Below are 13,622 nucleotides of genomic sequence, written 5' to 3'. Positions count from 1 at the left end.
TGGCACGCGGGCCTTGCCCCCGCTTACCTGCGAGCAGCCGAGCGTCAACACGGCCGGGCTTTCGCGCGCAGCGTATTCACGGTGCATAACCTCGCCTATCAGGGCGTGTTTCCGGCTCATCTGTTCGGCCAGCTTGGGTTGCCGGCCGACTTCTTCCATATGCAGGGCATCGAGTTCTACGGGCAGATGTCGTTTCTGAAAGCAGGCCTGTTTTATAGCGACCGCATCACCACGGTGAGCCCCACCTACGCCAGGGAGATCCAGACGCTCGCCCAGGGCGGCGGCCTCGACGGACTGCTGCGCAACCGTTCGCACGATCTGTCCGGGATCCTGAACGGCGTCGACTACACCGTATGGAACCCGTCGACCGATACCCTGCTTCCCGAGCACTACACCTCGACGTTGCTGTCGGGCAAGCACGCTTGCAAGGCCGCGCTGCAAAAGCGTTTCGGCCTGGCCGGCAAAAGCGATGCGCTGCTGTTCGGCGTGGTGAGCCGTCTCACTGAACAGAAAGGCCTCGATCTGCTGCTCGCCGCGCTGCCGGAGATCATCAGGCGAGGCGGTCAACTCGTCGTATTCGGCACCGGCGACGCCGCGCTCGAGAAAGGCCTGCAGCGTGTGGCCCATTCCCATCCGGATTCGGTGGCGGTCGAACTGGGTTTCGACGAGTCGCTCGCACACGCGATCATCGCCGGCAGCGACGTGGTGGCCGTGCCATCACGCTTCGAGCCGTGCGGGCTCACGCAGCTTTATGCGCTCGCTTACGGGTCGCTGCCGCTCGTGCACCGTGTCGGCGGTCTCGCCGACACGGTGGTCGACGCGTCGCTGGAAAATCTCGCCGACGATCTCGCCACCGGTTTCGTCTTCGAACGCTTCGAGCCGGACGCGCTCGGCGCCGCGATCCGCCGCGCCTTTGCGCTGCACGCGCGCTCCACCGAATGGAAAGCGACCCAGCGGCGCGCCATGCGCCAGGACTTCGGCTGGGGCGCCTCGGCGGAACGCTATCTGACGCTGTACCGCGAACTGACCTGATCGACCGGACCGGGTTGCGCCTCGCAGGTGCGCTGACGACGCACCATGAGTGCATGCCCTGACTCGCTCCCCGCCCGCCCGATGATGGCTTGACGCAACACCACGGGGGACGGATCATGCCGGCCGTGCAAAAACTCATGTATTGTTGATCGATAAGCGCACGGTGCGCCGATCAACACATCATGAAAAACGTCCTCAGCATCCAGTCGCATGTCGTTTTTGGGCACGCCGGCAACAGCGCGGCGGTATTTCCCATGCGCCGTCTCGGCGTGAACGTCTGGCCGCTCAACACCGTGCAGTTCTCGAATCACACGCAATACGGCCACTGGACCGGCAGCGCAATCGATGGCTCGCAGATGCAGGATCTGCTCGACGGCATCGGCGCGATTGGCGTGATGCCGCGCTGCGACGCGGTGCTATCCGGCTTTCTCGGCGCCCCCGACCAGGCACAGGCCGTGATCGAAATCGTCAAGGCCGTGAAGGCGGCCAATCCACGCGCCTGGTATTTCTGCGATCCGGTGATGGGCAACACGACCGGCTGCAAGGTCGAACCGGGGATCCAGGAATTCCTCGTACGCTCCATGCCCGAGGTAGCTGACGCCATGGCGCCGAACCACAGCGAATTGCAGCGTCTCGTGGGTCGGGAGATCGAGACCATGGAAGAGGCGGTCGAGGCGTGCCGCGAGATCATCCAGCGCGGTCCGAAGCTCGTGCTGGTCAAGCACCTGCTCGACCGCAACAGCCCCGCTGACCGTTTCAACATGCTGGTGGTGACGCCCACTGAAGCGTGGATGGGGCAGCGTCCGCTCTACCCGTTCGCGCGGCAGCCGGTCGGCGTGGGCGACCTGACGAGCGCGGTGTTCGTCGCCCGAACGCTGCTCGGCGACCCGCTGAGGGTGGCCTTCGAACATACGCTGGCCGCCGTGAATGCGGTCGTCAAGGCCACCTGGCAGGCAGGCCGCTACGAACTGGAACTGGTGGCCGCGCAGAATGAAATTGCGCAGCCGCATGAGTGGTTCGATGCGTGGACGGTCGAGACGGTGTAACCCGCGCGACGGACCTCGACGAACGGCAATGCTCCGCGCGGCTACCGTTACCGCTGACGGCTACGGCTGACCCATCATTGTCAGCCGCTCGTCCTATAATGCGTGCCGCGTGGTGCACGCAATTCTTTTCAAGCACCCGCTACAGGCAAACGAGGCACTGATGGACGGTCATATCCGCAGCGAGCGGGAAGAATATTTCGAGGAATTGTGCATTAGCGTCGACGCCGACGAAGCGCACGAACAGGAAGCGATCGAGTACTTCGAGAAGCAGTTCGACGAGGCGGATTTCGATCCGACGCAGTGGCTCGATATCGCGCTCTACTATTCGCCGGCGGTGGCGCGCGGCATCATCGATCTGGTCGCGGCCGACGACAAGGCGCGCAGCAACATCGCCGAAGTGATCGCCGACAACCTCGACATCTCGTACGGCGAAGACGAGTGCCAGCAGTTTGCCGAGACGATCCAGTTCGCGCTCAACAACGGCGTGCCGATCGACCTCGACCTGATCCTCGACGGCTGTCAGCGCGCCATCGACGATCTCGAGACCTGGGCCGACGACGACACCAAAGCACCGCTGATGCGCCTGCGCGAAGAAGTGCTGCGCCTGCAAGGCGAGCAGTAACAAGTAGCCCCCTCCCACCGGGCCGGCGCAGCCGCGCCGCCCGCCTCGCGTGTGCCGGCATCCGCACGCATCAAACGCTTAAGACCTGCCCGCCGCCCGCCCCGTCCGGGGCCTGTGCTGAAATTCTCATTCCAGGCGCTTCGAACTGCCAAGACGAGCGCATATTGGCTTTCTATATTCGCGCCAGGTTGATGGAGACATTGATGCACGTCCGGCCGCAGGCGTTCGGGGTCAATCACGCCTGGTCACGCCTGGTCACCCCGCCTTCCGGGACGCTCACCAGGGCTTGCCCGCAATGCCGGTGTCCACGTGTTTTCCATCATTGTTTCTGGCGTAGGATCATCCCTACCCTGAAATACTTCGGACCCCTTGAAGGAGACCACGCCGCACGCATCGAACCACACGCGAGTTTCATCGCACCGTTTGACCGCCCGCGTCTGTGCGTTTGCTGCGCGCGGCGCATTGCTTCAGCGTGACAGCCCTACCCGGCCGTCGTTGGCCGGTTGCACCTTGCCCGATTTTCATACCGTGAACCTGTCGATGGAAGGAGAGACCATGAGTCTTCGCAAAACGCTGAAACCCCTCGTTGTGATGCTGGGCGCGCTGCTCGCAATCGCGCCGCTGTCCGGCTTCGCGGACGACCTGCCGGTCAAGATCGGCTTCGCGGCCCCGCTTACGGGCGTGAACGCCGGTTACGGCAAAGACCTCGAAAACGGCGTGCTGCTCGCCATCGAGGAAGCCAACGCGCAGAAGATCAAGATCGGCAACCAGGTCGCCAACTTCCAGCTCGTCTCCGAGGACGATCAGGCCGACCCGCGCGTCGGCGTGCAGGCGGCGCAGAAACTGGTGGACTCCGGTGTGTCGGTGGTGGTGGGCCACTTCAACTCAGGGACGACGATTCCCGCTTCGCAGCTTTATGAGACGGCCGGCATTCCGGTCATCGACCCGGCGGCCACCAACCCGATCATCACCGGTCGCGGTTTCGCCAACACCTTCATGGTGATCTCCACAGATGCGCAGAATGCCGGCAACGCAGGCATCTATGCGGTCGAGGTGACCAAGGCCAAGCGCATCGCGATCCTCGACGACCGCACCGCATTCGGCCAGGGCGAGGCGGACGAGTTCGAGAAGGCTGTGAAAGCGCACGGCGGCAGTATCGTCGCGCACGAATACACCAACAACCAGGCGGTCGACTTCAGCACGCAGCTCACCGCGATCAAGGCCACCAACGCGGACCTGATCTTCTTCGGCGGTCTCGACACGCAGGCAGCAGGCGTCGCGAAACGGATGAAGCAGCTCGGCCTCACCGCGCAACTGGTCGGCGGCGGCGGCGTGATGGATGAGGATTTCATCAAGCTCGCAGGCGACGCGGCCGAAGGCTCGATGGCGTGGGAATATGGCCGGCCACTCTCGCAGTTGCCTGGCGGCAAGGACTTCTCGGCCAAGTTCAAGAAGCGCTTTGGCGTGGACATCCTGTCGTATGCGCCGTTCGGTTACGACGCGGCATGGGCGGCGATCAAGGCCATGCAGCAGGCCAAATCGAGCTCGCCGGCGGTATATCGCCCGGTGCTGAAGGCGATCAGCTTCGACGGCGTGACCGGTCCGATTGCGTTCGAGGCCAATGGCTCGCTGAAGAACGCCGGCTCGACGATGTATCAGGTCAAGAACGGCGCATGGGTGCCGATCGTCACCAAGGGCGGCGGCAATTGAGCTGAGGGGCGCCGCACCCTACGAAGGACGCGTGTTTGACACGTTGTTCGGGGCAGGCGTGCGGCTGACCCGGTTGGCATCCGCTCCATTGATGCGGCCCGGCTGCGCGAAACGATAGTCCGGTGGCGTTGCGCGCACAACCACTTGCGACGAGGCATCGCGCTCGATCCTCACCAGCGATGCCTGCGCTTCGTTAAAGGCATCGGCCGAGCACACCTGATGCACAAACTTCGTATGCAGGCGGCGGGTGATCTGCAGCACCCGCGTGCCTGGATCGAAGACGTAGTGCGACGTGTAATCGAAGTAACTATCCTGCACGCTGGCATCTACCGGCAGATCGGTTACGCGGACCGTAGCGGGCAAAGTAATCTGTGCGGTCTCATCGAAGTCCCCGCCGACGCATACCCAGGGCTGCGTGCGTTGCGGCTCGGCGAGCCACGACTGCACCTGGCTGGCAATGCCGCCCGAGAGACTCGACAAAGCCGGTAGCGCGGTGGTGCCGTCGGTCCACGTGAAGTGCTCGAGCGTGCCTTGCATCGTGGTCGTGAAAGGCCCCTCGGTCGTCGCGACGTCGCTCGTGCTGAGCCTGGCGGAGCCGTGCAGGTTCGTCTGCAACAGACGGCTCGCAGCAACCTGCTGTGCCCGCTGATGCGTAGCACGCCGGAACATATTGCGCTCAAGTTCAGCGGTAGCGCCCGAGTCTTCCACGCGGTAAGCGTACGACGCTGCCCCGCTCTCATTTACATCGATCTGCAAACGCACGGCGCGGCCCCGTGGCTGCACGGGTGGCGTGCGCGACATGACGCCATCGTCGACCAGCAGGACCGGCCGGTCCATCACGACCAGCGGCAGGTAGCCGAAGGCAATGCCACCGGCGGTTGTATCGGCATAGAGGCCGAGTTGCGGAATCCAGACGATCGCATGGTTGATCGCGCTGTCGCCATAACCGGGCACGTCCGGCAACGTGTAGTACGGGCCGAGGTTGAGCAGCACCGCTTCGCTGCGAATCCCGAGCGCCGCCAGCAACGCGCTGTACAGCGCGACGTGATCCTTGCAGTCGCCATAGCGATTGCGCAGGATATCGATCGCCTTGTGCGGCACCGCGGCAGTCTCGCCGAGAAAGAGCGCCACGTAGCGCACGTTCATGCGCACCCAGTCATACAGGATGCGCGCCTTTTCGCGGGGATCGGCGCTTGCCGCCGTCAGCGATTGCGCGAGCTGGGTAATCGCCGGGTCGCTCATGGTGGCGTCGACAGCCGGCGCCTTGTAGCGTGCCGCGAACGTGGCGTAGTCTGGCACCGTCGATACCATCAGCCGGTCGCCCCACGTTTCGTAACCGACCGCACCAGACTCGATGGGCGCGTACGGCCCGTGCTTGTAGTCGAACTCATAGCGCGTGCGGCCGTTCTGTGTGACGGGCGGCACCGCCACGTAGCCGCGTGTGTCCGCGTATAGCGGCACGTCGGCGGGCAGGTCGAAGATGAGGCGCTGCTGCTCGACCGGGTCGCGCGTCGGTTCGACGAGGTACGCGAACGTTCCGGCTTGCAGCGCCTTGGCGCGCGTCTTGCGAAACGCCAGATGCACGCGCGAGCCCGGCTCTACGCCTGGGAAGATCACTGTGCGCAATACGCCGTCCTCGAAGGTCGGCGCGCCGGCCGAGCGCGGCTCCTGCACGTCGCGGATGCCGTCCGGTCCGACCTTGCGCACGGTGCCATCCGGGTCGAGGGTCTCGGCGGCGAGCAGTTGCACCTGCTCGATATCCTTGTTGAACCAGACATAGCGTTGCGCGATGTCGTCGACGCCGCTCGTCGTATTGGCGCGCATGACCGTGTCGTCGCGCTCTTCGGCCGAGCCGTCTTTCTGGATCACAAAGTAGTGAACGTCGCTCTCGACGGTGGAGGGAGCCAGGTCGTCGCTCGCGGCGGGGCCGTCGGCCTGCGCTGCGGACGCGTTGAATGCGCTGAATGCGCTACCGACAAGCCATGCGATTGCGGCGCACCACCGCAGCGTAGAGCGCGTCATGCCTGGCACGCCCTCACCGGCGCAGACGGCAGTTGCAGAGCGCTGACAATTTTCCCCAAGATGACACCTCGTCCCGATCGGTAGTGTGTTTGTAGCACATCGGAGGTTCACCTGGCGCTACCGCAGTTCCGCCCCTTCGTCGTGCGAGAGCTTTGTAAAAAAGAACAGCGAGCTCAACGTCAACACCCCGATCACCACGAACGCCGGCGAAAAGTCGCGCGCCATCAGATGCGCCGCGCTGCCGCCGCGCAGATGTGCTGTCAACGCCAGCAGCGAGGCCGCAAACGCCACACCGATACTGATCGACAGTTGCTGCGCCATGCTCGACAGTGCCGTTGCCCGGCTCATCATCGGCTTGGGCATATCCGAGTAACCGAGCGTGTTGAGCGTCACCATGCCGAGCGAGTTGAACAGGCCGCCGAACAGCAACACCACAAAGATCAGCAGATGCGGCGTGCTCGGGCGGAATAGCCCATAGCACGCGTAGAAGCATCCGGTGAGCGAAGTCGCGCCGATCAGCAGCGTGCGAAAGCCGATCCGGCGGATGGCCTGTTGCATCACCGCGCGCACGCTGAGCGAACCAACCGCCGTCGCCACGCTGAGCGACCCGGATTGCAGCGGCGATAAACCGAAGCCGAGTTGCAGCATCAACGGCATCAGAAACGGCGACGCACCGATCGCGATACGCAGCGGCATGCCGCCGACCACCGCGGTCCGGTACGCCTTGTAACGCAGCAGACCGGGATCGATGATCGCGTCGTCGTGGCGGCGGCTATAGGCCCAGTACGCGAGGATACACAGCGCGCCAAGCCCTGCCAGCGCAAAGGTCACTTCCTGTGGCACGAGTCCGCGCCCTGCAGTATCGAGACCGCCAACCAACCCGACGAGCCCGCTCGAAAGCAGAATGAAACCGGCGAGATCGAAGCGCTGGAACAGCGGTTCGTGGGTGTCGTCGACAAAGCTCATCGCCATCAGGACGCCCAGCACACCGAACGGGATGTTGAGCAGAAAGATCCAGCGCCACGAGGTAATCGTGACGACCAGGCCGCCGAGCAACGGTCCGGCGAGTCGTCCGATAGCGCCGGGCACGGTGAACCACACCATGGCCGCGACCATGCGTGCGGGTGGGATGCTGCGCAGCAGGATCAGCCGCCCGACCGGCACCATCATCGCGCCGCCCATGCCCTGCAGGACGCGGAACAGAACCAGTTGCGGCATCGTTTGCGCCAGTCCGCATAAGGCCGAGCCGAGTGAGAACAGCGCGATCGCCGAGCAGAATACCCGGCGCGCGCCGAAGCGGTCCGCGAGCCAGCCGCTCGCCGGTAAAAACACCGCAAGGCTCAGCAGATAGGAGGTGATAGCCAGATTCAGATGCAGCGTCTGAACCTGCAGCGAGCGGGCAATCGACGGCAACGCCGTCGCCATGATCGACGTGTCGAGGTTTTGCAGGAACAGCGGACAGGCGACGATAAGTGGAATGAGTCGGGAGCGATCAGTCATGCGCTCCCTTTTACAACAAAAGCGTGACGGCCGCAAAAAGGCGACGTCAGATCTCTTCCAGCGCCCGCCGCAGCGACAGCGCAATGCCCAGCGCCGCAAGCCGTACTTCATCGAGCGTCGGGAACGTGGGCGCGATCCGCAGATGCCGGTCGTCCGGATCCCGTCCATACGGATAAGCCGCGCCCGCCGGGGTCAACACGAGGCCGGCCTCGGCCGCGAGCGCAACGGTGCGCTTCGCGAACCCAGGCGGCGTGTAAAGACTGATGAAGTAGCCGCCCGCCGGCGCATTCCACGTCACACCCTCGAGTCCGCCGAGGTGCTCCGCGAACGCCGCCGCGATCGCCGCGAATTTCGGTTCCACCAGCGCACGATGACACTCCATCAGCCGCTCCAGACCCGCGCGGTCGCGCAGGAAACGCACGTGGCGCAACTGGTTCAGCTTGTCCGGGCCGATCGTGCGCACCGATACGCGCTGCTGCCACCAGTCCACATTGCGCTTCGATGCGGCCAGAAACGCCATCGCCCCGCCGCCGAACGTCACCTTCGAAAGCGACGCGAATATCAGCGCGCGATCCTCGTGCCCGGCTGCGGCGCAGGCGTCGAGCACGTTTAGGGTGCTGTGCTTCTGATCGGTCAGATGATGGAAGCGGTAGGCGTCGTCCCACAACAAACGGAAATCCGGCGCCGCCGCCGGCATGGCAGCCAGACGCCGCACCACCTCCGCTGAGTAGATCGCGCCGCTCGGGTTGCTATAAAGCGGCACGCACCAGATGGCCTTGATGGATGCGTCGCTCGCCACCTGGGATTCCACGAAATCCATATCTGGGCCGTCGTCGTTCATCGGCACGTTGATCATGCGGATGCCGAGCGCCTCGCAGATCGCAAAGTGCCGGTCGTAGCCGGGCACCGGACACAGCACGGCGATATCGTCCTGCTTGCGCCAAGGCTCGCCGCCCGGCACGCCGAACAGCATGGCAAACGCCAGCGCGTCATGCATCAGTTCGAGGCTCGAATTGCCGCCCGCCACTACCTGCGCCACCGGCACCTCGAGGAATGCCGCGCCCAACTCGCGGGCTTCGGGCAGGCCCAGCAGGTGCCCGTAGTTGCGGCAGTCAATGCCGTCGCGCGACAGAAAACCCGTCGTGCCCGCCTCGTCCAGTAACGCACGCGAGAGCTCGAGTTGCTCGGGCGCTGGCTTGCCGCGCGACATGTCGAGGCGCATGCCCAGTTGCTTGAAGTCGTTATAGGTCATCGGCATCGTGGTTGTCTCCGGTTTCAATGCAGTGTTGCGTAGCTTCTTGATAAAGGTCGAACGAGCAAGCGTATCTCGCCCGTCGCCCGTGAACAGCGGCAGTATGCCGGTCGCCCCGCATTCAGACAAACGCGTTATATTGAACGTTTCGATCAGCTTTTCTGATACCTATGAAAACCTTGGATCTCGACGTGCTCGCGATGGTGGTCGCCATCGCCGATGCCGGCAGCTTCGTGCGCGGCGCGGCGCTCGTGCACCGCTCGCAGTCCGCGCTCAGCATGCAGATTCGCACGCTCGAGAATGCGCTAGGCAAGCCGCTGTTCATACGTGGAGCGCGCAGCGTCACACCTACGGCCGACGGTCAGGTGCTGCTCGCCTATGCCCGTCGCATGCTGGCCCTGCGTGACGAAGCGTGGGCGTCGATGGTGCATCCAGAGGTAAAAGGCCGCGTCGCGATCGGCGTGCCGGACGACTACGCGGCGTCGTTGCTGCCAGCGGTGCTGCGCAAGTTTTCAGCGAGCTATCCGAAGGTCGAGATTCAGGTGATCGGCCTGCCGAGCCATGCGCTCGCCCCACTCGTCAAGGACAACAAGGTCGACCTCGCCTGCGTGACGCGCCTGAAGAATCTGAATGGCGAGTTCATCCGCTTCGAACCCATGGCGTGGGCAGGCGCCTCGACCAGCGGACGCGAGATCTGGAAAGAGCGGCCGTTGCCGGTCGCGCTGTTCGGTGCGGGCAGTGTCGCGCGGGCGAACGCGATCCACGCGCTCGAGCGCGCGAAGATTGCCTATCGCACCTCGTATGAGAGCCCGAGTCTGATGGGCCTCTTCAGCATGGTGGAAGCGGGGCTCGCTATCGCGCCGCTTGCGCGTTGCGCAGTGCCTGGCCACTTCGTGCAACTGGGGCGAGCGCATGGGTTGCCTGCTTTGCCCGAACTGGAAATCGTGCTGGCCCGCAGCGCCCGCTCCAACCGTCCACCGTGCGACTTCCTCGCCGAACAGATTCTCACTGAACTCAGGCTGTAAGCAGGTGCATCGACGACCAGTACCTCTGTAAAATGTTGCGCCGTACGCTCACCGATTACGGCGCAACAGAATCCCCTCGATCACACCCCGAAATACACCCACGAACTGAAGGCCTGTCGCTATGCAAACCAACCCGCTCAAGATTGCCGTGCTGTTCGGCGGCACCAGCGAGGAACGAGAAGTGTCGATCGCCAGCGGCGCACAGGTCGTGCGTGCGTTGCGCGAGTCGGGACACGAAGTACTGGCCATCGACACGTCGCGTGGCCTGCTGACCGGCGAAGACGAAGTGCGTTTTCTCAGCTCACGCGTCAACGAAGCGCCGCCCGCCTCCGACGAACTGGCGCTGATCCGCGCCGGGCAAACGAGCGCGCTGCAAACAGCGGCGCTCGCCGGCGTCGACGTGGTGTTCGTCGCCTTGCATGGCGGCAGCGGCGAGGACGGCACCATGCAGGCCATGCTCGATCTCGCTGAGTTGCCGTACACCGGCAGCGGGCATCTAGGCAGCGCGCTCGCGATGGATAAGGACATGGCCAAGCGGCTCTTCGTGAGCGCGGGCATTCCCACCCCGCGCTGGCTCATGGCGCCCGTCGACACGACCACCGCCGGCGCACAACTCGGCTACCCGCTCGTCGTCAAACCGAACAGCCAGGGGTCGACCGTCGGTCTGTCCGTAGTGCGCTCCGCAGAGCAACTCGCCGCGGCCATCGCACTGGCCGCTGCCTACGACAGCGAAGTCATGCTGGAGCAATTCGTCGCCGGTCGCGAGGTTACGGTAGGCGTGCTCGGCGACGAAGCGTTGGCGGTGGGAGAAATCGTCATCGACCCGAATGCGGTGTTCGATTACAAGGCCAAGTACCAGCCCGGCGCAGTGCGCGAAATTTTCCCGGCCGACTTGCCGGAGGACATCGCCGAAAACGCCCGTGCTCTCGCGCTGCTCGCGCATCGCACGTTGAAGCTGGATGGCTATAGCCGCTCCGACTTCCGGCTCGATAGCAACGGCGTGTTGTGGTGCCTCGAAGTCAACACGCTGCCCGGCATGACGGCAACCAGCCTGCTACCGCAATCGGCGCAAGCTCGTGGCATCGCATTCGGCGAACTTTGCGACAAAATCTGCCGGCTGGCGATCGAACGACATCGCGCGCGCAAGTGAGTGCATTAGGCTAGATCGTTTCTAGCGAGTGCTTTAGGGGAATCAGCGGGTGCTTTAGCCGGATCATTCAGGCAAGGCCTTCAGGTGAGTCCTGGAGGCCAGCCTTTCAGCCGCTCGCCCACCTCATTCGCTCTCACCTAACCTTACAAGCAGCGCCTGAAGTTTCTCCACATGCCGCATCAGCAGATTGCGATGCTTTTCGATCTGCTCGAGCCGTCCCGTGAGATCGGCGTGGTCCGTGTCCTCCAGCTCGGCGGCCGCGATCACGTCCTCCACCTTGGCGCGCAACGCGGCCAGTTCGACAGGAGGACTCGCCAGGTGCCGCTCGAAACGGCGCACGTCCTGCACCGCCAGGTCGCGTGCCTTGCGAAACAGCACCTGACGCCGGTGCGCCTCGGCGTCGAACATCTCCTCCTCCGCGCGACGCGCGGGCGCCGGTTGACCGAAGATCGGCTCGGGCGGACGCAGCACCGTTTTCTTGCGTACCGGATGTGCCGTGCCGCGAAAACGCGCCAGCGGCGACTCGTTGTCGATCGCCTCGCGTGCGTTCGCGGGAATCTCGCGCGCCTCATGCGGCGTGTTCATCCAGCCGGCGGGTAAGCCCGTCACCGCCTCGACACCGCGCACGAACTCCTCGCTGAATTCGCGTTGGCCGGACAACATCAGTTTCAGATAGCTTGCGGAGAACGTCATTATCCGCGCGAGGCGGGTTGCCGCGCCGACCTCCTGGGTCAGCACCACCAGATTTGCTCGCCAGATCGAAAGCAGGAACTCGTCGGAATCTTCCATTGCTGGGTCTTCCATCTTTTCTCGCCCGATTAGTGTATGACGTGCCGGCGGGCTACAGCCCGCGCGCGCCGTTTTTGTCAAAGGGTAGTCGCTTCGCCGTGCAGCACGCAACCGGTATGTCCCGTAAGGGTGCGGCGTGGCTTGTCCAGCGACCGGAATAAGGGGGGCGTGGATACGCCATCGCGCATACGCCCTTTCTGTTGACACGCCCTGACCGGGTGCGTTCCGCAAGCGGGTGCAGCATCGCGAGGGATTGGTCAGACGTATGCGGCACGTATCGTGCTCATGTAAGGTTTCCGTTCCCCACCTGAGAAGGGTAATTCGATGAAGAAGATCATACTTGCCTTGAGCACAGCACTCGTCACTCTCGGCGCGATTGCGCCCGCGCACGCCGACGATCACCATCGCGTGTGCCATAAGGTCCACGTCCATGGACACTGGGAGCGACACTGCCATTGATGCCGGCGGCAAGCCCCGTCACAAGGCAAAACGGTCCCCGCCCGTCGTGACAGACAGGCGGGGACCGTTGCATTCGTGCGCGGACTTATGGCGGGCGTATGACCGAAAGCAGTTTGTACCGATCGACGCGCCGCTCTTACGCGGCGGCGACGCGCTCGAGCGCCGTTTGCACCAGCGTCTTCAGAAGCGGCTCGACCTGCGCGGCGAGCGTTTCGTCATACGCGTACGGCATCTGCTCTTCCATGTACGTAATCTGCGTCAGCTCGAGTTGCACCGCATGGATGCCCTCGGATGGCTGGCCGTACTGGCGTGTGATGTAACCGCCCTTGAAGCGGCCATTCGCGACTGCCGAGTAGCTGCCGTGGCGCTCGACCACGTCCACCAGCGCTTCAGCCAGTCCCGCCACGGCACTCGCGCCGTTTGAAGTGCCGAAATTGAAATCCGTCAACCGTCCTGGGAAGAACCGCGGCACGTGCGAGCGGATCGAATGCGCCTCCCACAGCAGCACCTTGCCATGCTTCGCCTTTAGTGCTGCCAGATGCGCCGCCAGCGCCTCGTGGTACGGCTTCCAGTAGAGTTCGCGGCGGCGTGCGACCTCGGCATCGTCGGGCAAATGCCCGTCGAGATACAGCGGCTCCTTGTCGAACGTGTCGACGGGCAGGAGGCCTGTCGTATCCTGGCCCGGATAGAGATTCGCGCCGTCGGGCGGACGGTTCAGGTCGATCACGTAGCGCGCATTGGCCGGCATCAGAAACGACGCGCCGAGCTCGCGGGCAAACGCGTACAGGCGGTCGAGATGCCAGTCGCAATCTTCGGTGCGCTGGGCGATGGGCGTCATCGTCGCGGCAATGTCGGCGGGAATGTTCGTGCCCACGTGGGGAATCGAAATCAGCAGGGGCGCACTTCCCTCGTGCAGCGAAAAAACCGGTGGATTGTTCGAAGCAGTCATGTCAGTCCAGAATCAGTGGGATCGGGGCGTCATCTGACAGCTTACCCGAGTCGCCCGTTGGCGTTA

General features: G+C 64.0%; 11 protein-coding genes. 6 read left to right on the top strand and 5 right to left on the bottom strand.

What is annotated here, in order from left to right; translation table 11 throughout:
- From glgA to M0954_RS24995, 4 genes are all read left to right on the top strand, one after another.
- Positions 1–1,032, top strand: a 1,032-nt coding sequence (gene glgA / locus M0954_RS25010; RefSeq protein ID WP_297356092.1) for a glycogen synthase GlgA, incomplete at its 5' end; no start/stop codon positions are given.
- A gap of 182 nt (positions 1,033–1,214) precedes the next feature.
- Positions 1,215–2,078, top strand: coding sequence for a pyridoxal kinase PdxY (pdxY, locus tag M0954_RS25005; protein ID WP_133891408.1), 864 nt, complete (start codon positions 1,215–1,217; stop codon positions 2,076–2,078).
- Positions 2,079–2,238: 160 nt separating this feature from the next.
- Complete coding sequence (locus M0954_RS25000) at positions 2,239–2,700, top strand: hypothetical protein (RefSeq protein WP_122154350.1); 462 nt, start codon at positions 2,239–2,241, stop codon at positions 2,698–2,700.
- A 555-nt stretch (positions 2,701–3,255) separates the two neighbouring features.
- The gene (locus tag M0954_RS24995; RefSeq protein WP_133891407.1) at positions 3,256–4,410 is read left to right on the top strand and encodes a branched-chain amino acid ABC transporter substrate-binding protein; all 1,155 of its coding nucleotides are present in this window, start codon (positions 3,256–3,258) and stop codon (positions 4,408–4,410) included.
- A gap of 18 nt (positions 4,411–4,428) precedes the next feature.
- On the opposite strand, the gene M0954_RS24990 is transcribed toward M0954_RS24995, so the two are convergent.
- The 3 genes from M0954_RS24990 to M0954_RS24980 all read right to left on the bottom strand — a co-directional run bounded on the left by M0954_RS24990 (position 4,429) and on the right by M0954_RS24980 (position 9,211).
- Positions 4,429–6,432: a DUF3857 domain-containing protein gene (locus tag M0954_RS24990; protein WP_297356090.1), complete on the bottom strand. Its 2,004-nt coding sequence runs from the start codon at positions 6,430–6,432 to the stop codon at positions 4,429–4,431.
- Between the two features lie 117 nt (positions 6,433–6,549).
- Positions 6,550–7,932: an MFS transporter gene (locus tag M0954_RS24985; RefSeq protein ID WP_297356088.1), complete on the bottom strand. Its 1,383-nt coding sequence runs from the start codon at positions 7,930–7,932 to the stop codon at positions 6,550–6,552.
- A 46-nt stretch (positions 7,933–7,978) separates the two neighbouring features.
- On the bottom strand, positions 7,979–9,211 hold the full coding sequence (locus tag M0954_RS24980) for an aminotransferase class I/II-fold pyridoxal phosphate-dependent enzyme (protein ID WP_297356085.1): 1,233 nt from the start codon (positions 9,209–9,211) through the stop codon (positions 7,979–7,981).
- A gap of 143 nt (positions 9,212–9,354) precedes the next feature.
- Here M0954_RS24980 and M0954_RS24975 point away from each other — a divergent pair, with 143 nt between their 5' ends.
- Both M0954_RS24975 and M0954_RS24970 read left to right on the top strand, forming a co-directional pair.
- Positions 9,355–10,209, top strand: coding sequence for a LysR substrate-binding domain-containing protein (locus tag M0954_RS24975; protein ID WP_297356083.1), 855 nt, complete (start codon positions 9,355–9,357; stop codon positions 10,207–10,209).
- 121 nt (positions 10,210–10,330) lie between these two features.
- Positions 10,331–11,359, top strand: coding sequence for a D-alanine--D-alanine ligase (locus M0954_RS24970; protein ID WP_297356081.1), 1,029 nt, complete (start codon positions 10,331–10,333; stop codon positions 11,357–11,359).
- Positions 11,360–11,482: 123 nt separating this feature from the next.
- Here the strand turns inward: M0954_RS24970 and M0954_RS24965 are convergent, their stop codons facing one another.
- The gene (locus M0954_RS24965) at positions 11,483–12,148 is read right to left on the bottom strand and encodes a hypothetical protein (RefSeq protein ID WP_297356079.1); all 666 of its coding nucleotides are present in this window, start codon (positions 12,146–12,148) and stop codon (positions 11,483–11,485) included.
- Positions 12,149–12,743: 595 nt separating this feature from the next.
- Positions 12,744–13,556: an N-formylglutamate deformylase gene (gene hutG / locus M0954_RS24960; RefSeq protein ID WP_297356078.1), complete on the bottom strand. Its 813-nt coding sequence runs from the start codon at positions 13,554–13,556 to the stop codon at positions 12,744–12,746.
- Positions 13,557–13,622 lie beyond the last annotated feature (66 nt).

This window comes from Paraburkholderia sp., assembly GCF_026225065.1.
Classification (GTDB): Bacteria; Pseudomonadota; Gammaproteobacteria; order Burkholderiales; family Burkholderiaceae; genus Paraburkholderia.
This window is presented reverse-complemented; position numbering and strand designations above follow the sequence as displayed.